The organism is Bacillus pseudomycoides DSM 12442 (assembly GCF_000161455.1).
In the GTDB taxonomy this organism is placed as follows: domain Bacteria; phylum Bacillota; class Bacilli; order Bacillales; family Bacillaceae_G; genus Bacillus_A; species Bacillus_A pseudomycoides.
Window position 1 is genome coordinate 1,353,508 of the sequence record NZ_CM000745.1, and the last position, 19,989, is coordinate 1,373,496.

General features: G+C 35.0%; 18 protein-coding genes. 13 read left to right on the forward strand and 5 right to left on the reverse strand.

Translation table 11 applies throughout. The features are described from left to right. Positions 1-66: 66 nt before the first annotated feature. From BPMYX0001_RS06710 to deoD, 4 genes are all read right to left on the reverse strand, one after another. Positions 67-261, reverse strand: a complete 195-nt coding sequence (locus tag BPMYX0001_RS06710; protein ID WP_003206602.1) for a DUF3924 family protein — start codon at positions 259-261, stop codon at positions 67-69. Positions 262-392: 131 nt separating this feature from the next. Next, positions 393-923, reverse strand: a complete 531-nt coding sequence (locus BPMYX0001_RS06715) for a tyrosine-type recombinase/integrase (RefSeq protein ID WP_033798761.1) — start codon at positions 921-923, stop codon at positions 393-395. A 107-nt stretch (positions 924-1,030) separates the two neighbouring features. Next, positions 1,031-2,845: a sensor histidine kinase gene (locus tag BPMYX0001_RS06720; protein WP_006094221.1), complete on the reverse strand. Its 1,815-nt coding sequence runs from the start codon at positions 2,843-2,845 to the stop codon at positions 1,031-1,033. A gap of 187 nt (positions 2,846-3,032) precedes the next feature. Next, the gene (deoD, locus tag BPMYX0001_RS06725) at positions 3,033-3,740 is read right to left on the reverse strand and encodes a purine-nucleoside phosphorylase (RefSeq protein ID WP_000110708.1); all 708 of its coding nucleotides are present in this window, start codon (positions 3,738-3,740) and stop codon (positions 3,033-3,035) included. A 429-nt stretch (positions 3,741-4,169) separates the two neighbouring features. Here deoD and BPMYX0001_RS06730 point away from each other — a divergent pair, with 429 nt between their 5' ends. Further along, positions 4,170-4,952 (forward strand): hypothetical protein, encoded by a 783-nt coding sequence (locus BPMYX0001_RS06730; RefSeq protein WP_006094223.1) that lies wholly within the window; start codon positions 4,170-4,172, stop codon positions 4,950-4,952. 5 nt (positions 4,953-4,957) lie between these two features. Here the strand turns inward: BPMYX0001_RS06730 and mprF are convergent, their stop codons facing one another. Next, a complete protein-coding gene (gene mprF, locus BPMYX0001_RS06735; RefSeq protein ID WP_006094224.1) occupies positions 4,958-7,540 on the reverse strand; it encodes a bifunctional lysylphosphatidylglycerol flippase/synthetase MprF in 2,583 nt (860 codons plus the stop codon). A 219-nt stretch (positions 7,541-7,759) separates the two neighbouring features. Here mprF and BPMYX0001_RS06740 point away from each other — a divergent pair, with 219 nt between their 5' ends. From BPMYX0001_RS06740 to BPMYX0001_RS06795, 12 genes are all read left to right on the forward strand, one after another. After that, positions 7,760-8,149: a hypothetical protein gene (locus BPMYX0001_RS06740; protein WP_003196277.1), complete on the forward strand. Its 390-nt coding sequence runs from the start codon at positions 7,760-7,762 to the stop codon at positions 8,147-8,149. A gap of 23 nt (positions 8,150-8,172) precedes the next feature. Beyond that, entirely contained in the window at positions 8,173-8,664 is a 492-nt protein-coding gene (locus tag BPMYX0001_RS06745) for a DUF3907 family protein (protein ID WP_018764247.1), read from the forward strand. A 350-nt stretch (positions 8,665-9,014) separates the two neighbouring features. Beyond that, positions 9,015-9,929, forward strand: a complete 915-nt coding sequence (locus BPMYX0001_RS06750; protein ID WP_003206588.1) for a superoxide dismutase — start codon at positions 9,015-9,017, stop codon at positions 9,927-9,929. Positions 9,930-10,038: 109 nt separating this feature from the next. After that, positions 10,039-11,160 carry a D-alanyl-D-alanine carboxypeptidase family protein gene (locus tag BPMYX0001_RS06755; protein WP_006094225.1) on the forward strand — a complete coding sequence of 374 codons (1,122 nt, stop codon included), beginning with the start codon at positions 10,039-10,041 and terminating at the stop codon, positions 11,158-11,160. Continuing rightward, positions 11,153-11,749, forward strand: a complete 597-nt coding sequence (spmA, locus tag BPMYX0001_RS06760) for a spore maturation protein SpmA (RefSeq protein ID WP_016114058.1) — start codon at positions 11,153-11,155, stop codon at positions 11,747-11,749. Before BPMYX0001_RS06755 ends, spmA begins: the two co-directional genes overlap by 8 nt. Continuing rightward, positions 11,746-12,276 (forward strand): spore maturation protein SpmB, encoded by a 531-nt coding sequence (gene spmB / locus BPMYX0001_RS06765; protein WP_018780997.1) that lies wholly within the window; start codon positions 11,746-11,748, stop codon positions 12,274-12,276. Before spmA ends, spmB begins: the two co-directional genes overlap by 4 nt. Positions 12,277-12,564: 288 nt before the next feature. Next, positions 12,565-13,293: a 23S rRNA pseudouridine(2605) synthase RluB gene (rluB, locus tag BPMYX0001_RS06770; protein WP_018764251.1), complete on the forward strand. Its 729-nt coding sequence runs from the start codon at positions 12,565-12,567 to the stop codon at positions 13,291-13,293. 187 nt (positions 13,294-13,480) lie between these two features. After that, a complete protein-coding gene (resA, locus tag BPMYX0001_RS06775) occupies positions 13,481-14,002 on the forward strand; it encodes a thiol-disulfide oxidoreductase ResA (protein WP_003206580.1) in 522 nt (173 codons plus the stop codon). Between the two features lie 149 nt (positions 14,003-14,151). Continuing rightward, entirely contained in the window at positions 14,152-15,777 is a 1,626-nt protein-coding gene (locus tag BPMYX0001_RS06780) for a cytochrome c biogenesis ResB family protein (protein WP_033799629.1), read from the forward strand. A 14-nt stretch (positions 15,778-15,791) separates the two neighbouring features. Continuing rightward, complete coding sequence (gene ccsB / locus BPMYX0001_RS06785) at positions 15,792-16,949, forward strand: c-type cytochrome biogenesis protein CcsB (RefSeq protein WP_003196285.1); 1,158 nt, start codon at positions 15,792-15,794, stop codon at positions 16,947-16,949. A 358-nt stretch (positions 16,950-17,307) separates the two neighbouring features. Next, the gene (resD, locus tag BPMYX0001_RS06790; RefSeq protein WP_033799630.1) at positions 17,308-18,024 is read left to right on the forward strand and encodes a DNA-binding response regulator ResD; all 717 of its coding nucleotides are present in this window, start codon (positions 17,308-17,310) and stop codon (positions 18,022-18,024) included. After that, positions 18,024-19,799 carry an ATP-binding protein gene (locus BPMYX0001_RS06795; RefSeq protein WP_003206574.1) on the forward strand — a complete coding sequence of 592 codons (1,776 nt, stop codon included), beginning with the start codon at positions 18,024-18,026 and terminating at the stop codon, positions 19,797-19,799. The genes resD and BPMYX0001_RS06795 overlap by 1 nt, the downstream gene beginning before the upstream one ends. The last annotated feature ends 190 nt before the right edge of the window (positions 19,800-19,989 follow it).

Genomic DNA, 19,989 nt, shown 5'->3' on the forward strand with positions numbered 1-19,989 from the left:
TGTGTATTTAAAACAAAGCTTAACCGTTTGCAATAAAGTTGTATGGTTTATAAAAAAGAACAGCGATTAGCGCTGTTCCTTTTTTATTACATATTGTTGTAAATCAAAAGGAGTGATTTCTTGAATAAACTCCTTCGAGATAAGTGATTGAACGAGTGTACTTTCTGAGATTGTAGCACCTGTTTTCTTTTGATAAGCCTGTTTTAATAAACCAAGTTTTTCTGCTATTTCTTTTGGTAATTCAATTGTTAATGTGTTCATAATTTCTCCCCCTTGTTATTAGAGTACCACTACAATATAGGAGAAACAAGAAAAGAGAATATGAAACATAAAAAAGGTTACCAAGTTTAAAGTTGGTAACCTTTTTTATGTATAAGAACCATGGCTGTTTTTTATGCAATACCGATATATTTTAAAGTTTTTGATGGGGTACTATGATCAAAGAAGTGTTGTAAAAATGCAATATCAACACCAGATTTATATGCACAATATCCCCAAGTTTTTCGAAGTGTATGTGAGCTAATCCCTTCTAAACCAACTTCTTTTGCAGCTTTGTTTAAAATATACCATGCATGCTGTCTTGTAATGGATTTTGTTCCTTTTTGAGACTTTAATAATGGTTCATTTCGTTTCCATGTTTTACGTTCTCTCATATAATCTTCGATTGCATGCTGTAAGTCTTCGTTTACAGCGAACCATTTATGTTTTTTAACTTTTTCATTGTAAAATAAAATGGAGTGACGAACAGTTTCATTCTCATCGATGACATCACCAACTTTTAATTGTAAAATCTCGCTTACTTTTAGACCGGAATTTACAGCTAATACGAATAATAAGCCATCACGTTTCGAAGATTGTAAAAGTATATTTTTGATTTTTTCTAATTGTTTTTCGTTTTGAATAGGTTGTCCTGCTTGTTTCATTTCACGCACTCTCCTCTTTTATATGTGTAAAGGAAAGGATTAACTTGCTTACTACTATAAAGGGAGAGTGTGAATTTCATGTGAACTCCTCGTGAAATTAAGACAAATTATTTGACTTCTTTTATTTTTTGTAAATCAAAATAAAAGACGACACTATCATTGGTATTATATACACCATATTTGGCATGGTGTAGTTCCAAAATGTTTTTTACAATTGATAAACCAAGTCCAGTTCCTCCAGTATGGCGGCTACGGGAAGCGTCTAGACGATAGAAGCGATCCCATATCTTTTGTAAACTTTCCTCTGGGATTGGATTACCGGTATTCTCAATTTCCACTTTTACTTTTTCTTCATTTTCTATAACACGAATACGAATTTCTTTACCATCAGGTGTATAGCGAATTGCATTGCTGAGTAAATTCACAACAACTTGCTCAATGCGATTGCGATTCGCTTCAACGTATATAGAGGGATTTGCATCGATTTCTACTTGTAATTGTTTTTCTTCCATACTAAATAATAACTTCGTATACACTTGTTGGACAAGTTCACCAAGTGAAAAAGTACTCATTTCTAGTTTATACGTGCCAGATTCTAGTTTTGCTAATTCTAGCATTTCGACGATGAGTCGATTCATGTTTTCTGTTTCTTCTAAGATAACATCCGTATAGTATGTGTTATCTTTGCTGACGCCATCTTTAATACCTTCTGCAAAGCTTCTAATAACACTCAGTGGTGTTTTTAATTCATGAGATACGCCAGAAATAAATTCTTTTCTAGTTTTTTCTAATTGGCGTTCTCGTTCGATATCTTGCTGTAATTTTGTATTCGCAATGTTTAATCGATCTATGCGATCTTTTAAGTTTACTGATAATGTATTAATACTACTAGATAAACCGCCAATTTCATCATCTACTGAAACCGGTAATTTTTCAGTGAAATCAAAATTAGCCATTTTTTTTGTGACTCGGTTCATTTTAATAAGCGGTTTAACAATGATTTTTGAATAATAAAAGGATAATAAAATAATGACGAGAAATACGACAATTAAGGCATAAACGTAATAATCTTTTAAAACGAGCATTGCTTCATTAACAGGTTGTAAGGAGGTCATCGCAAAAGCAAATTCTTTAATTTTACCGTTTTCGATAACTGGCTTTACAAAAACTTGACTTTTTCCATTCTCCTCTTCTCCGATTGTAAATGTTGTCAATTCATTTGAATTTGTTTTACCTAGCATTACAGATAGTTCCCAATGCTGAATTCCTTGTAATGTCTCTAAATTATTTGCGAGACGAAGGTCGTTTTTGGAAGGAAGGTGTATTTTGGATACAACCCCTTCAAATGTATGGGCGCCAAGTCTTGTGTCTTTTGCATATTTATTTTTCTTAGCGTTTGTCCAATCAATATTGAATAATTTAAAGTCAGAAATGATGTTATCATTTTTCCATGTATTATAACGAGTCGCAATCGTAACAGGTATAATTACATCTTTTTTTAAAATTCCATCTATGGAAATAAAATCATTACTTTTTAACTGTAAATTCATAAACTTCGTATATTCATCGATTGTTAAAATATTGTTGAGTGGAATGGAATACGATTTATTTGATTTATCCACAATCTCAATATAGTAATTATTTTCATCTTTTATAATTCCATTTGGATCTAATAAAACGACGTCAGCGTTTGTTTTTTCGTGAAATTCTTGTTTGAGCTTTCTTATTTCCTCAAATGTTCCCTCACTCTTTTCATAACTTGATAAAAATTTTTCAAAGGCAGTTTGGACAGTTTGAACCTTCTTATTAATATAAAATGTTTCTAAAAACAATGATTGCCCAACGAAAAAAAGGAGGAAGGTAACAGTAAATAATGTTGATGTTAATAAAAATAGTTTAAAGACAATGCTTCTTTTTTTCACTTCTTCACCTCATAAAAGAATACTCGCATAAATATTTTCTCTATTATAACAAACGATAAAAGAAAGTAGATGCTGAAAATCTGTCTCTATCTGGAATAGTTTTTTATTAAAAGTCATATAAAGTAATTATTTGATTTAGAAAACAATAAAAAGAACTCGCCAGACGTATGACAAGTTCTTTTGTGTATTATTGTTGAATTGCCGCGTCTAAAGCGATTTCAATCATTTCATTAAATGTAGTTTGACGCTCTTCAGATGTTGTTTCTTCTCCAGTGAAGATGTGGTCACTTACTGTTAATACAGATAATGCATTTACACCGTATTTCGCTGCTAATGTATAAAGAGCAGTTGTTTCCATTTCTACAGCTAACACACCGTATTCACCAAGTTTTTTCACCATGTCCATGCTTTCACGGTAGAATACATCTGCTGTTAAAACATTACCAACACGAACATGTAATCCTTTTTCTGTTCCTGCATCATATGCTTTCTTTAAAAGATCAAAGTTTGCAGCTGGTGCAAAATCAAATCCAGGGAATGTTAAACGGTTCATATTAGAGTCTGTACAAGCCGTCATTGCAATAATTACGTCACGTACTTTTACATCTTTTTGAATCGCGCCACATGTACCTACGCGAATTAAGTTTTTCACTCCATAGCTTTGGATTAATTCGTTAACATAGATAGAAATAGAAGGAACACCCATGCCTGTCCCTTGAACAGAGACACGTTTTCCTTTATAAGTTCCAGTGAATCCTAACATACCACGTACATTGTTATAGCAAGTTACATCTTCTAAAAATGTTTCTGCAATATATTTTGCACGTAGTGGATCACCAGGTAGTAAAATAGATTCAGCAATTTCACCTTGTTTTGCTTCAATATGAACGCTCATAAAAATCCTCCTTGTTATGTATAGATATAAATCAACATCACCTGCATTATACACTAGGAATCCTACCAATTAAAATCTTTTTCTTATTTGTAGTATATGCAAGATTCAACGTTTTCAATAGGTTGTTATTTATTACATAGCGGGTTTTTGTAAAAAAGAAATATATAAATACAAGTTGAAAAACCGATATAAACCTTTTCTTTTTAGGGGGGAGAGAGCATCCGACCATGCATAGAAGCGGTCAGACCCTCTTCCTGCCCCATGCCAAGTAAAAACAAAGAGAGAAAACGAGTGCGGGTCACCTTTTATTCTTCATAGCAACTACTTATATGTTGGAAAATCAAAATGGACATATGTAGAAAGAAGGTGTAGCAATGTTCTTTTTATAGGTACAATAGTCAGAATTATGTTACAATTTATAAAAAAAGTATGGCAGGTGATTGTTTGAAAAATCTTGTCATTGGGCTAATTGCGTTACTATTTATTGTAGCTGGTGGATTTTACATGCAAAAGTATAAAGGAACGACAGAAACAGTAGGGGACATTCGAGAGGTAAAATGGGATATAAAAAATAGAAAGGGAAATGAAAAAATAGATATTACATTTCAACTGTTTAATAAAAATAACAACGAAATTCGTGGAGTTAATGATCGTATTAGAGCTATTATCGTGGACGAGCAGTTAAAGGGAATTCAGCGAATCACTCCTGCATTTGCTGGAAATGGTTCATATAAGCTATCCTCAGGCAAAACGAAAGATAAAGCATATACGATTTTCTTATATGAGGATCATGGTAAAACAGAACAGTTCTTTTCTAGGAAGAATTTTGGGGAAGAGGAAAAAGAGAAGAAACAAAAGAATGTAATAGAAGATACAGTGCTCACCAAAAAAATTGGTGATTACCAAATGTCGCTTTTATTTGGAGCGCTACACCCAAATGAAGCAGCTACATTGACATTTCAGCTGCAAATAAAAAAAGGAGAAAGTGTGAAATTTAATTCCAATACTGGAGAACAAGCGACGCTTTATATAATCGATGAAAAACGAGAACATTTTTTATATGCAGTCCCTGTAAATGAAGAAGAGCAATTGCAATATCGTATTACATTCCCAGAGGAAGGGACGTATAAAATATGGGGAACATTTTATATAAACGGAAAAAAGTATGAAAAAGAGTTTATACTCCAAGTTCAGAAACGAAAAAACAGCTAGTGATGCTAGCTGCTTTTTCGTTTTCCTATTAATTTTGTTACGGCAAGCATTGTAATTGGCAAGGAATGATTTTTCCGGAATGCTAAATATTTTCCACTCCACGCCGGTTTATATTTTTCTTTAAAATGCCGTAAACCACTAAAACTATATGTATAACGAACGTTATTGAAAATTGCTGCAGCGACGCGCTCAGACCAAAAGGATTGTGTGGATAAACCAACATTAGAGAGCGGGGCCATACCGATGTTAAAGGAATGATAACTGTTTTCTTTTGCCCATTGGAATAAATGAATAAAGATTGCATCCATAATCCCGCCAGGTGCATCTGGATAATAACGCATTAAATCGATAGAAAGTTCACCAGTTTGATAAACAGGCATAAACGTTGTAAATGCAATGATTTTTCCCTCAGCATCAGATAAAGTTGCAATAGGGGCGCGACTTATATACTCACGATCAAAGTATCCAAGAGAAAAGCCTTTTTCTTTTTTTCCCCCAAGCCAAGCGGCTGAAACATTTTTTAATTCTTCATATAACTCGTCTGAAAATGGTGGTTGATGAATGGAAAAGGTATAACCTTCACGTTCAAAACGGTTAAAAGTTGCACGTAATCCAGCACGCTTTTTCCCTGATATAGTAAATGTATTTAAATCAACAACAGCTTCTTCACCAAGTTTAAAGAAGTTATAGCCAAAATCATGGTATAAACTCATCCATTTGCTTTCAATTTGATAGAAAACGCAAATATATCCAAATCGATCCGCTTCAGCTAAAAATTCTTGTAGTACGTTACGGAAAGAAGACGGATCCCCAATTGGATCGCCGAGTACAACAAGTCGTTTTCCTGTTGTTGAAAATAAAAGAAGTGCTTTTCCATCACTACTAAAGAAGAATTGTTTATCTCCTAAAAAACCTAAATGACTTAGTACATTTCCGCCATATTCATCTAAGAAGTTTTGCAGACGTTTATCGTTTGCTGATTGCTCAGGGAATACACTACGATAGCGATTCGCGATAAGAGAACCGATGAGTAAAAAAGTTGGAACAAAGAAAGCAGCTGCAAGTGCACTTCTCTTTACTTGCGTAATATTACGAACGACAAAATCGGGCTTGAAAGCTTCTTTTGCTCCTGCGAATAGGATGCCTAAGTTTTTATACAAGTATAATGTTAGTAGTAAAAATATAAATACTTTTACTACATCGGAAAGCGAAACTGACATTTTTTCACGTACAAATCTTTTGCGAAGCATATATAATACGGCTAGCACGATTAGTAAAATAAAGGTTTCTTCAATATCGATTCCTTTCAGTGTATTAAAAATGGCTGCTCCAATTAAAGAAACAATAGTCATATAGTAGGAACGTTTTGTTCCATAATAAATACCTCTTGATAGAATAAGGAGCAGAATTCCAAATGTTAATGATAAGCTAAAAGAAAATTGAATAAGATGTTTTGGAGCTAAAATGTGTAATGCGTGAGCACGATTTATACTCGTCGGTAAAATGGTCGATAAGATGACCATTAGGCCGGTAAAGACTGTTAAAGCAGCTGATGCCCATGGACCTAGCTTTCCTAAAAAATCACGTTGTAATGTCCAAATGACACCTGTTGTTTCTAAGGCGGGTGCAATAAATGGTTTATCTTCAATCTTTTTTAGGGCAGCTCCGGTCATTTCAAAAGCGGCAAAAATTAACCCAAGACAAAATGGTAAAATATAGTATACGAGGCGGTATAATAACATGGCAGGTAATAATACGCCTGTATCGATACCGTATTGTCCTAATCCAGTTAAAAAGACAAGGTCAAAGGAACCAAGACCACCGGGTACAAGACTAACAACCCCTGCTAATGCTGCAATAACATAAACCCCTAAAAATTTCCGGAAATCGATGTCAATTCCAAATAATATTAAAATAACATACATAACGATGCCGGCAGAAAGCCATTCCACTAATGAAACAAGTGAATATAGAACGGTTGGGTTCTTCTCTTTGATTTCTTCCTGTCCTTCTATGTGTTGCTTTTTTCGATTTTTAATTTTGGAAAATCCAATATATAGCGGTACAAAAAGAGCAAAAAAGATGAGGACAGGCCATAGCCAAGGTTTTTCATGTAAAATAAAACTTGTATCTAGTATTCCTATAAGACCGAGGAATGAGAGAAGGGATAATCCATTTATAAAAGCAGTTGTCATCCAAGCGATGCTTTTGATAAGTTTACCATTCTCTTTTACGTGAGGCCGATATAACATTGTCCGTATACCTGCTCCAACAAGTCCACCAAAACCGATAAATCCATTTAAGGTGTTAGCAATCCAAGAAACACGGAAAATCTTTTGAACAGGTACATCTGCTTTTAAATAGCGGAGCATAACAAAGTCATAAAAGAACATTGTTGAAACAGCAAACGCACCGAGCGTAATAGCTAAAAAGACTCCTCCAGTCGGAATGTTTTTAATTGTTTCAATTGCTTCTCGAAATGAAATACCTGACAATTCTTTCCGAGCTTGAAAGAATACAATTGTCAAGACAACAAATGGGAAAATAATTTTTCCGATTTGTAAGAAACGTTTCCACGAAAACGACATAAATACAACTCTCCTTGCATAAGAAAACTGAGACAATATTCTTATTATGACAAACTTCATGAAAAATAAAAAGGTAAATTGCAGGATATAAAAACTATTTTTTATATAAATATAGAAATGTTATATATTTTTTTGCTAAGAATTAATAATAAATTAAAGTTTTGTTTATTCAGAAAAGTAAGTTAAAATAGAACGAAATAAGGAAGAGGGGGAAAGCGGATGGTTATAGTAGGTTACGCAGGCCATGAGCTAGAAAAAGCACAACCTAATACATCAGAAGATTTCTTTAATCGATCCGAAGTAACTTATATTTTGGGTGAACAAGAAAAAACATTTTCTGTATTATATGTCCGTTATTTTGAAGAAATTTTACAAGGAATTACTCCGTTTGAAGGAAATCCAGTTTTTAAAATAGAAGAACAAGACATATATTTACGTGATATCGTTGCTCTAGCTTGTTTTATTAAAAATAAAGAATTTCGTGGGCAAAAGCGTGTATATATTAACAGGATAGAAGATTTTCAAAAAAATTTTGATGATAAAACAGTGGTAAAAGTACAAGACATAATGGCTGAGTTACATAAAAATAAAAAAGTAGAAATAGCGTAAAATGGAAAAGGAGAGAAAAGGATATGTCTAATTCAATGGTTGAAAATCAAACGCATCAAGTTTCTGAATTTTTAGAAGAAGTTATTGATTTAATGACTGATTTTGTTAATTATCATACATTACCTTCTTTATTAGAAGAGTCACCAGAAGGGAATAAACATTATTATGAAGGTTTATTATCATCATTAAGACGACTCCTTGTATTTTGTGAAGAAGGCTTGGATGCGTGCCTTGTTTTATTGAGTAGTCAACCATTTCGAAAAACGGCTGCTGAGAGAACATTATATAAAATCTATCATCAAGTAATTGCTGAATTCTTTTCGCCAAAAAGTGATCAGTGGTATGAAAATAGTCGCTCGGCATATACAGGGAAAAATTCCATTGCTTTTCAACAAATACCGCCTAGCTCAATTGAAAAAGTAATGCAAGAATTAGAAGGAAAGTTTCAAACAATGCGTGAGGAGCTGGAATATTACGAAACGGACTATCAAACAAAGATGTTACACAAGTATTAATAAAACCATTTTCTTTAGGTGTGAGAGAGGATCCGGCCATGGATAGAAGTGGTCAGATCCTTTTTCAGCCCCATGCGAAGTGAGAACAAAAGGAGAAAGTGAGTAGGGGTTCCTTTTTATTTTTATAACCGCGACTTATATGTTGGGGAATTAAAATGGATGTATATAATAAGATGAGGGAACTACTGTCTTTGATTGTAGGGATGAATAGCTCTAGTATATGTTTTATATAAGTATTAGAGAATACTCAAAGAAGCTAGAGAAAGACTAGCTTCTTTTGCTGTTTTGTACGGTATATACGATGCGGACGCTGAATATAGTTAAAGTGGATAGCATAGAGGAGGTGTCGTATGAATCAGCAAGGTGTATTTACGGATTATTTTCATGAAGTAGAAAATTGGTGTGAAAGCGTTCTTCACGTATTAGATAGTCGTGCAACTGAAGTTTATGACGTCCATATGCTTGCTTATAAAATTCAAATGCTATTAGACCGTATGAAAGAAAATGAGTATGAAACAGATGCTGAATTCCTGTATGAGATAAGTGATGATGTGGAACACATCCAGAATCATTTACAAGAAGTATTTATGCAAGAAAATGAGCAATATGAGTTATATGAAAGAACGTATACTGAGAGATCTGTTCCAATTGGGGGTCACACGCTTCCTCCGTTACCCTATCCATATAATGCGCTGGAACCATATATTTCTCGAGAGATTATGATGCTACATCATGATAAACATCATCGGAGTTATGTGGAAGGGCTGAATAAAGCAGAAAAAATGATGGAAGAAGCAAGGAAAACAAATAAGTTTGATTTAATCAAGCATTGGGAAAGAGAAGCGGCTTTTCACGGTTCAGGTCATTATTTGCACACGATATTTTGGAATAACATGAAAAAAGATGGAGGGGGAAGTCCAAGAGGTGCATTATCTCGAGAAATCGAGAAAGATTTTGGGGGTTTTTTACGTTTTCAAAAGCATTTTACAGAAGCTGCATCGAAGGTAGAAGGATCTGGCTGGGCTATTCTTGTGTGGGTACCTCGCTCGGGAAGATTAGAAATTTTACAAAGTACCCTTCATCAATTATTCACACAGTGGGATACGATACCGTTACTTGTGCTTGATGTATGGGAACATGCATATTATTTGCAATACCAAAATCGGAAAGATGAGTACATTAAAAATTGGTGGAATGTTGTGAATTGGTCCGATGTGGAAAAGCGATTTGAAAGTGCGAAACAGCTTGAGTGGACACCGTATTAGACGCATATTTGTGCGTCTTTTTTGCTGGTATAGAAAAGAATATTTCGTTCATATTTTAAGGGGCCAAGCATACACTTGTACAAAAAGTGCCAAAAGGACGTGGGGGAATATGAGACGAACTTGGATTGTAATTGCACTTATTATAATGTGTGCAAGTGTTATACCGATTCATACATATGCACAAATGAATGATGTAAGCGCCCATAATGCCATATTGATGGAAGAACATTCAGGACGTGTGTTATATGGAAAGTTAGAACATGAATCACAAAAAATTGCTAGCATCACGAAAATTATGACTGCCTTACTCGCTGCCGAATCAGGGAAAATGAAAGAAGTTGTACCTATTAGCGATAAGGCTGTTCGAGTAGAGGGGTCGGCAATTTATTTACAACCTGGAAAAAAAGTACCGCTAGAGGATTTAGTTTATGGTTTAATGCTTCGTTCCGGTAATGATGCAGCACAAGCAATTGCTGAAAATGTTGGGGGAAGCATAGAGGGGTTTGTTTATTTGATGAACGAAAAAGCGAAACAAATAGGAATGAAAGATACACATTTTTCAAATCCACATGGTCTAGATGGGGATGGAACGCACTATTCGTCTGCATATGATATGGCACTTTTAACACGTTATGCAATGGGAAATGAAACGTTTCGGAAAATTTTTGGAACAAAAACATATCAATCGAAAATGTGGGATTATCCATGGAAAAACAAGCATAAACTTGTAACTTCTTATTATGAATTTGCAACAGGAGGCAAGACGGGATTTACAAAAAAAGCAGGGCGTACACTTGTTACAACAGCTTCGAAAGATGGATTAGATTTAATTGTAGTGACACTTAATGCGTCTAATGATTGGGACGACCATATGTATTTGTTTGATCAAGGGTTTAAGCAATATGAGTTAACGAAGGTTCTAGGGCAAGGAGCGCTCTCTGGACTGCAGGAAAAGAAGTATACAAATCATGTTTATATAAAAAATGATTTCGCTATACCGCTAACGAAAGATGAGAAGAAACAGGTTATGCTAAAGGTTGAACTTGATAGGAGTGCAAAATTAGTAGATGGAGAGAAAGTCGGTAAGACAATAGTTTATATTAATGAAGAAAAAGTAGGGGAACGTAATTTGTTTTATAGTAAGCGAAAGTTGGTTGCTACAACTGGAGTATATTGGAATGATGTGATAGAAATCTTCTCTCATATGTTAGGTGTTGGAACAGATGGTTAACCTCGTATGGGTGGCGATGGCGGTTATTGGGATTGTATATGCGATGATAAACGGAACGATGGAGGAAGTGAATAAAGCAGTCTTTGAAGGGTCAAAAGATGCAGTAACCATTTGTATTGGGCTGATTAGTGTTTTAGTCTTTTGGCTAGGGTTAATGAAGATTGCTGAAGAAGCGGGCTTATTAAAGAAATTAGTCTCATTTTTCATGCCAGTTGTAAAAAGATTGTTTCCAGAAGTACCAAAGGATCATCCTTCGATGGGATTTATTTTGTCAAATATGATGGCAAACTTTTTTGGGTTAGGAAATGCAGCGACGCCACTTGGTATTAAAGCAATGGAACAACTTAAGGAACTGAATGGAGGAAAGGATTCAGCAAGTCGTTCTATGGTGACATTTTTAGCTTTGAATACATCTGCAATTACATTGATACCGACTACTGTGATTTCAATCCGAATGACGTATGAATCGGCGAATCCGACTGAAATTGTTGGTGTTACGTTTATTGCACAAGTACTATCGATGATTGGGGCTATTTGGATTGACCGCTATTTTTACCGCAGACGGAGTAGAAAGGGGCGGAAAAAGTGAGTATTGTTAATACAATTTCATTATGGGTGATACCTTGTGTGATTGGTTTTATTCTATTATATGGCACGATAAAAAAAGTTCCAACGTACGAATCATTTGTAGAAGGTGGGAAAGAAGGAATCCAAATTGCTATTTCTATTTTACCATTTATGGTGGGGATGCTCGTATCCATTTCTATTTTCAGGGCATCTGGGGCTTTAGATGCCATGATTTCTGTAATGAAGCCAGTGTTGGATATGATTCACGTGCCAGCAGAAATTGTACCACTTGCGCTCATACGCCCCATTTCTGGTTCGGCAGGATTAAGTATTACTACAGATTTAATTGCTACATATGGACCAGATTCATTTATTGGTAGGCTCGCTTCCACAATGCAAGGAAGTACAGATACAACGTTTTATATTTTAACAGTGTACTTTGGAGCTGTTGGTATTCGTAAAATGGGTGATGCTTTAAAGGTAGGGTTGTTTGCAGATTTAATTGGGATTATTTGTTCTATTGTGTTTGTTTCTTTATTGTTTCAGTAATCGGTATTCATTTTTTGAGTTAATTCGCTTATAATACGTATACGACCACTATTAAGGGTAGGCTTAATAGTGGTTTTTTTGTGGAATATTTTTGACAAAATAATGAACTTTTGTTGTGAACAACTATATGAGGGTAAACAATAATAAAGAATTGAAACCGAATTCGGCCTTTATAAGTTTAGAAACATAGCTATGTTGTTTACGATATGTTAGGCTGGCTGCTATATGTTCTGGCGGTTGCCAACTCCTTCTAATGAAGGTAAGATAAATTTGAGGTGAATAATGGAAATGGAACGATTACAAAAAGTGATTGCGCAAGCAGGAATTGCATCAAGAAGAAAAGCTGAAGAACTTATTCAGCAAGGAAAAGTTAAAGTTAACGGTAAAGTAGTGACTGAGTTAGGAACGAAGGTAACTCCTCAAGATAAAGTAGAAGTAAATAATATCCCTCTTGAAAAAGAAGAACCTATTTATTTCTTACTATATAAACCAACTGGCGTAATTTCGAGCGTATCAGATGACAAAGGAAGAAAAGTTGTTACAGACTTTTTCCCTGAAATCACACAGCGCCTATTCCCAATTGGTCGTTTAGACTATGATACGTCTGGCGTACTTCTTATGACAAACGATGGTGATTTTGCAAACATATTGATGCATCCAAAATATAAAGTTGAGAAAACATATGTTGCAAAAGTAAAAGGCCCATTAACAGGAGAGAAAATTCGCATGTTAGAAAAAGGTGTTGTATTAGAAGATGGAAAGACAGCACCAGCACGTGTGAAAATCCTTTCTTGGGATAAGCGTAAAGAGATGGCAATTGTACAATTAACGATCCATGAAGGGCGTAATCGTCAAGTTCGTCGTATGTTTGAAGCGCTTGGCTGTAAAGTAATGAAATTAAAACGTGAACGTTATGCTTTCTTAGAAGTAGGAAGTCTACGCCCTGGTGATGCAAGAGAGTTATCACCTCATGAAGTAAAACAATTACGTGCGCTTGCTTCTACAAAGCCGAGATAAGTGGTAAAGTGAAACTTCCATCCGTGGGGGGAGTTTTATCCCCTATGGATGATTAGTTGAACCGATCGTTTTGGTGAGTGATTATGGAGGCATATATATTAAAATAAACAAATGCTTGAAATAAAGGACAAGTTAGTAGTTACAGAAATTTTTTACATATAAATTCATCAAAGAGAGGGGAGAGAGTATGAAGAAGAATCGCTTACTATTTCGCATTCTCATTTTGCTTATTTTAAGCGTGGCAGTAGGATTCACACTTTATCAAGGTTTTTTTGTTGATAAGGAAAAAATGCAAATCGGGAAAAAAGCACCTAACTTTGTTGTTTCAGATTTAGAAGGAAAAAAAATCGAGCTAAATGACCTGAAAGGAAAAGGGATATTTTTAAATTTTTGGGGAACGTGGTGCAAACCGTGTGAAAAAGAGATGCCTTATATGAATGAATTATATCCTAAATATAAAGAAAAAGGCGTTGAAATCATCGCATTAGATGCAGATGAAACGAATATTGCGGTGAAGAATTTTGTGAATCAATATGGATTAAAGTTCCCTGTTGCGATTGATAAAGGGCAAGAAATAATTGGTACATATGGCGTTGGTCCACTGCCAACAACATTTTTAATTGATAAAGAAGGAAATGTAATCGAGAAAATTACTGGTACACAAACAAAGGAACAAATGGAGGAATATTTAAAGAAAATTACTCCTTAGTAAAGAAAGCCTTTACATAACGAATAGTAAAAGAGTTTGATAGATGAAGGTGCTTTGCTTCGTCTTAGTACCTATCTTGAAAATTCTGAGTATTGCGGTAACTTGCGTTTGGAAGATACAATGATAAATAGAAACAAGAGGCGGTGAGAATATTGGAACAGATAAAGTGTGAATGTGGACATGTAAATCCAATAGGCACAATTTTTTGTGAAGCTTGCGGGAAACCTTTTGAAAACAAGGAAGATACGAGGTTATTAGATATGCGATATGAGGGGAGTGCCCGGCGCTCTCTTATTCATACGAGAACGATAGTAGATAAAGTTTGGAGCTTTTTTTCTTCCGTAAAGGTGGGGGTATGGCTCATTGTTATCACTCTATTAGCATCAGCAGTTGGAACCATATTTCCGCAAGAAATGTATATACCTCCAGGTGTTACACCAAGTGAATATTATGAACAGGAATATGGTTTTCTTGGACAACTATATTACCAATTGGGTTTTAATAAATTATATAGCTCATGGTGGTATATAATTTTAATTGCGTCGATTGGTGTGTCACTTGTGATATGTAGTTTAGATCGTGTAATTCCGCTTTATAAAGCTTTAAAAAAGCAGGGTGTAAAAAGACACCCAAGTTTTTTAAAGAGACAACGATTGTATGGGACAGGTTCTCCAAAAGAGGGGGATTTAGAACAGATTCAAGCCAATTTAAAGAAAAAAAATTACAGTGTAAGAGTCGAAGGCGAAAATATTTTAGCGGAAAAAGGAAGATTTTCTCGCTGGGGTCCATATGTGAATCATATCGGTCTTATCATTTTTCTATTCGGAGCAATGCTACGTTTTCTTCCGAGTATGTATGTGGATGAAGCACTGTGGCTACGTGATGGGGAAACAAAAGAGATCCCAGGAACTGATGGGAAATATTATTTGAAGAATGAAAAGTTTATAAAAGAAGTTTATGACAAGAGTAAAGATGATAAAGTATTTAATGATGCGATTGAGCGTGTAGGCGATAAAATGATCGCTAAAAACTACCAAACAAATGCTGTATTGTATAAAGTTGTAGAAGAAAATATAGCTGGACAAAAACCAAAGTTAGAAAAGGTAAAGGAATCTAAAATTAAAGTGAATGAACCGTTAAAATTTGATCAGTTTGCTCTATATCAACTAGATTTTAAAGAAAATGAATTTGGTAGTATGTCTTTTTCTTTACAGAAAAAAGACAATCAGAAAAAATGGAAACCCATTAAAGTTAACTTAGAAAATCCAAAAGAAACATACGATTTAGGAGATGGGTATTCTATAAAATTATTAAGTTATTTTCCTGATTTTTATTTTGATGAGAATGGTCAGCCCAATACAAAAACAAAGATTCCGAACAACCCAGCTTTCGTTTTTAAAATGTTTACACCAGAGACGCCAGAAGGAGAAGTGAGTTTTGTAGGTATACAACAAAACATAGAACCAGAAGGAAATAATCAATATAAAATGACCTTTGCAGGAGTAGAAATGCGAAATGCAACGGGGCTTATTGTGAGAAAAGATTTGACACTATGGATTCTTGGAATCGGAGGATTTATCTTCATGGTTGGTGTGATTCAAGGGATGTATTGGAATCATCGTCGTATCTGGATACAACGTGTTAAAGATGAATGGTGGATTGCTGGCCATACAAATAAAAACTGGTTTGGCTTGCGGAAAGATATTGAGAAAGTGCTTGAAGGAACAACAATTCCACAACCATACGACAAAGTAAATGATCAAAAAATTAGTTGAGGTGGGGAGAATATATGGTGCAAATCAGCAGTAATTTCTTATTTGCCGCTTTCATCTTCTATTTAATTGCAACACTGTTCTTCGGGGGGGCGATTAAAGAAAAAGGTCGGAAGTGGGCAAATATAGGTATAACCATAACAATTTTAGGATTTGTCGCTCAAACTGTATACTTTGTAACAAGGTGGATCGCTTCAGGGCATGCACCAGTAAGTAATTTCTTTGAGTTTGGTACATTCTTCGGCATGATGCTTGTTGGTGCTTTTATTGTTATGTATTTCATGTATCGTGTAAGCATAGTCGGATTATTCGCTTTACCAGTAGCCCTTTTGTTAATTGCATATGCAAGTATGTTTCCGAGAGAAATTTCACCGCTTATTCCATCGTTGAAAAGTAATTGGCTACATATTCATGTAACAACGGCCGCAGCTGGACAAGCTATTTTAGCAATTAGTTTTATTACAGGTGTCATATATTTGCTTAAAAATGTAGATCAGTCAAAAAGGACGAAACGGACATTTTGGTTAGAAACAGTTGTGTTTACACTCGTTTGCGCTGTCGGATTCATAGCGGTAACAACAGTTTATTCGGCAACAAAATATGAAGCAAAGTTTCAATGGGTGGATAAAAATGAACAAAAAGTCGAGATGAAATATAATCTGCCTGCACTAGTTGGACCCCATGAAGGGAAGTTAATAACAACTGGAAAACTTGAACCGATTGCAGAAATGCCTGCTATAATAAATGCAAAGAAATTAAATACAGTAATTTGGTCACTGCTTATTGGAACGGGACTATATATTGTATTAAGATTAATTTTACGAAAAAGAGTATCAGCAGCCCTTCAGCCAGTAGTGAAAAACGTTAACAGTGATTTACTTGATGAAATTGGATATCGATCTATTGCAATTGGATTCCCAGTCTTTACGTTAGGAGCGTTAATTTTTGCGATGATTTGGGCGCAAATTGCGTGGACACGTTTTTGGGGATGGGATCCAAAAGAGGTATGGGCGCTCATTACATGGCTCTTTTATGCTGCAGTTTTGCATTTACGTTTATCTAAAGGATGGCATGGTGAGAAGTCAGCATGGCTTGCGGTAATTGGATTTGCGATTATCATGTTTAATTTTATAGCGGTAAACTTAATTATTGCTGGTTTGCACTCATATGCGTAAGGTTTTACCTCTTTTTTGGAGGGGGAGTACACGATTCAGTGAAGCATGATAAAATAGGAAAGTGGTTGTCACTTTCCTATTTTATTTTTGCCAATTTCTTTTCTTTTTTGAGAAAAACATGGCAAAATAAAGGCTGATTTTGTAAAATGATGTCGGGGCCTAAATGTCCTGTTCAAGAAAAATACATATTTTTGGAAAAGAAATGAACAAATTTTATTATTCTTGTGAAGTATAATGTCTAAGGTGGAAGACTAACATTTTAGAATTATCTATTATGAGATAAGAGTAAAAATCGTATTACATCATAGAAAGGTAGGTGTGAACCGTTGTCATGTTTTTTTACGGGCAGCGGGAAGCAATGGAAAATGAACCAAGAATTTTAATTGTAGATGATGAAGATCGTATTCGCCGTTTATTAAAAATGTATTTAGAAAGAGAACAATATACGATTGATGAGGCTGATAATGGTGATACAGCTTTAGAAAAAGCATTGCAAAATGATTATGATTTAATCTTATTAGACATCATGATGCCTGGAAAAGATGGGATTGAAGTATGTAAAGGAATTCGTGAGAAAAAAGCAACACCAATTATTATGCTGACAGCTAAAGGTGAAGAAGTAAACAGGGTGCAAGGATTTGAAGTTGGCTCGGATGATTATATCGTAAAGCCGTTTAGTCCACGTGAAGTAGTCCTTCGTGTAAAAGCGGTCTTGCGACGTTCTGTGACAACAACATTCTTTACACAAGATACAATAACAAAAGATATTATTGTATTCCCGCATTTAACAATTGATAACGATGCGCATCGCGTTACTGCTGATGGTGATGAAGTCAATTTAACACCAAAGGAATATGAATTGTTACTATTTTTAGCAAAGGCTCCTGATAAAGTATTTGATCGTGAGCAATTATTAAAAGAGGTATGGCAATATGAATTCTTTGGAGACCTGCGTACAGTAGATACGCACGTAAAGCGTTTACGTGAAAAATTAAGTAAAAAATCAGCTGATGCAGCGAAGATGATCGTAACTGTATGGGGTGTTGGTTATAAGTTTGAGGTTGTGAACGACTGATGCTTTGGAGAAGTGTAGTAGGAAAGCTATGGATGACCATATTGCTTCTTGTTTCATTTGTTCTTGGCTTTGTTGCCATTTTGCTTTCGCAGTTTTTTGATAATTACTATATTGAAATGAGTGAAAACAGGCTTACAAAAGTAGCGACAAGTGTTTCGGAATTAATTGAAGAAGGTGCAGACGAAAAAACGATTGAGAATATCGCGTATAAGTTTGCTGATCCGCTCTCACGAATTATTATTGTAAAAGGGGATCATGAAGTTTCTTCTTCACCGAAACAAGAAGGATTGGTAGATCTTACAATAGAAGATCTGAAAAAGGATAAAGATTTAGCAGCTGTTTTTATAGATAAAAAAGAAAATAAAGAAAAAATAAAAAAAGTGTCTGATGACAAAACGAAGAAGAACTCTGAAAATGATATTATGATTGTTGGCAAGCCGCTGCAATCATCAAATCATAGTGCGGTGTTTGTGTATCAATCATTGCAAGTTCCAAAACAAGGTATGGAAAAAGCGACAGATTTTATTTTTTTATCAGCGGGAATTGCGATTATTTTAACAACGTTCTTTGCATTTTTCTTATCGACACGAATTACAGCTCCACTTCGTAAAATGCGTGAAGTGGCCTTTGAAGTAGCGCGCGGGAAATTTGATACGAAAGCACCTATGGTTTCGCAAGACGAAATAGGAGAGCTAGCAACGGCGTTAAATCAAATGGGAAAACAATTAAAGTTTAATATTAATGCACTACAGCAAGAAAAAGAACAACTTTCTAGTATTTTAAGCAGTATGGCAGATGGGGTTGTAACGCTAAATCAAGAGTGTGAGGTTGTTGTTATCAATCCACCGGCGGAGCATTTTTTACAAGTTTGGCAAGAAGAAAAAGAGTTGGAATTAAGTAGGAATTTACCGCCGGAACTTGTTGAGTTGTTTCATCTTGTAGTAGAAAGTGAGCAACAGCAAGTCATTGAAATTAATTTACAAAAGGGTAACTACGTTGTCCTTATGACGCCGCTATATAATCAAACAAAAATTCGCGGTGCTGTGGCGGTGCTTCGTGATATGACAGAAGAACGTCGCCTTGAAAAAATGCGTCAAGATTTTATTGCGAATGTGTCTCATGAATTGCGCACACCGATGGTTATGCTCCAAGGGTATAGTGAGGCAATCTTGGATGATATTGTTCAAACAAAAGAAGAAATAAATGAATTTGTACAAATTATTTATGATGAGTCAGTTCGTTTAGGTCGCCTTGTGAATGAGCTTTTAGATTTAGCGCGTATGGAAAGTGGTCATGTTGAATTGCATATATCTGAAGTGGATATTCATCCATTTGTTGAGAAGATTGGACGCAAATTTCAAGGGATTGCAAAAGAAAAAAATGTGCGGTTAACAGTTGATTTCCGTAATCCAATTGAGCAACATTCGTTTGATCCAGATCGTATGGAGCAAGTATTAACGAACTTAATTGACAATGCAATCAGGCATACAAATGCAGGTGGTCATGTTGAGCTTATTATTGATACGAAAAATAATGGACTCATGTTTGAAGTGCAAGATTCAGGTGCTGGTATTCCTGAAGAAGACATTCCGTTCTTGTTTGATCGTTTTTATAAAGCTGATAAAGCAAGAACACGTGGGAAAACAGGTGGTACTGGTTTAGGGCTTGCAATTGCTAAAAACATTGTACAAGGGCATAATGGTAAAGTTTCTATATCAAGTGTCGTTGGAGAAGGAACAATATTCTCTGTATATTTACCAGGTCAATCAATATAAGTGATATTGTTGTGAGTCAATACTGAAGTTCTAGTATTTTTTATTCTTTTTGAGTTTATAATATTTTCTCAATGGAATGAAGAATATTAGAGCTTTTTGTTTTATTGTACTATTTGTAGATGGTAGTCTCTCTATGAAAGTTGATTGAAAGACAAGAAGCTTAGACTAAGGAAAGAATAAATCCATGTTG

What these genes read in the sequence shown, in the direction of transcription:
- mprF (WP_006094224.1), bottom strand. Translation starts at nt 7,540, where the DNA reads ATGTCGTTTTCGTGGAAACGTTTCTTACAAATCGGAAAAATTATTTTC.
- BPMYX0001_RS06715 (WP_033798761.1), bottom strand. Translation starts at nt 923, where the DNA reads ATGAAACAAGCAGGACAACCTATTCAAAACGAAAAACAATTAGAAAAA.
- resD (WP_033799630.1), top strand. Translation starts at nt 17,308, where the DNA reads ATGGAAAATGAACCAAGAATTTTAATTGTAGATGATGAAGATCGTATT.
- deoD (WP_000110708.1), bottom strand. Translation starts at nt 3,740, where the DNA reads ATGAGCGTTCATATTGAAGCAAAACAAGGTGAAATTGCTGAATCTATT.
- BPMYX0001_RS06740 (WP_003196277.1), top strand. Translation starts at nt 7,760, where the DNA reads ATGGTTATAGTAGGTTACGCAGGCCATGAGCTAGAAAAAGCACAACCT.
- BPMYX0001_RS06710 (WP_003206602.1), bottom strand. Translation starts at nt 261, where the DNA reads ATGAACACATTAACAATTGAATTACCAAAAGAAATAGCAGAAAAACTT.
- ccsB (WP_003196285.1), top strand. Translation starts at nt 15,792, where the DNA reads ATGGTGCAAATCAGCAGTAATTTCTTATTTGCCGCTTTCATCTTCTAT.
- BPMYX0001_RS06795 (WP_003206574.1), top strand. Translation starts at nt 18,024, where the DNA reads ATGCTTTGGAGAAGTGTAGTAGGAAAGCTATGGATGACCATATTGCTT.
- rluB (WP_018764251.1), top strand. Translation starts at nt 12,565, where the DNA reads ATGGAACGATTACAAAAAGTGATTGCGCAAGCAGGAATTGCATCAAGA.
- BPMYX0001_RS06730 (WP_006094223.1), top strand. Translation starts at nt 4,170, where the DNA reads ATGGCAGGTGATTGTTTGAAAAATCTTGTCATTGGGCTAATTGCGTTA.
- spmA (WP_016114058.1), top strand. Translation starts at nt 11,153, where the DNA reads ATGGTTAACCTCGTATGGGTGGCGATGGCGGTTATTGGGATTGTATAT.
- BPMYX0001_RS06745 (WP_018764247.1), top strand. Translation starts at nt 8,173, where the DNA reads ATGTCTAATTCAATGGTTGAAAATCAAACGCATCAAGTTTCTGAATTT.
- BPMYX0001_RS06755 (WP_006094225.1), top strand. Translation starts at nt 10,039, where the DNA reads ATGAGACGAACTTGGATTGTAATTGCACTTATTATAATGTGTGCAAGT.
- BPMYX0001_RS06750 (WP_003206588.1), top strand. Translation starts at nt 9,015, where the DNA reads ATGAATCAGCAAGGTGTATTTACGGATTATTTTCATGAAGTAGAAAAT.
- resA (WP_003206580.1), top strand. Translation starts at nt 13,481, where the DNA reads ATGAAGAAGAATCGCTTACTATTTCGCATTCTCATTTTGCTTATTTTA.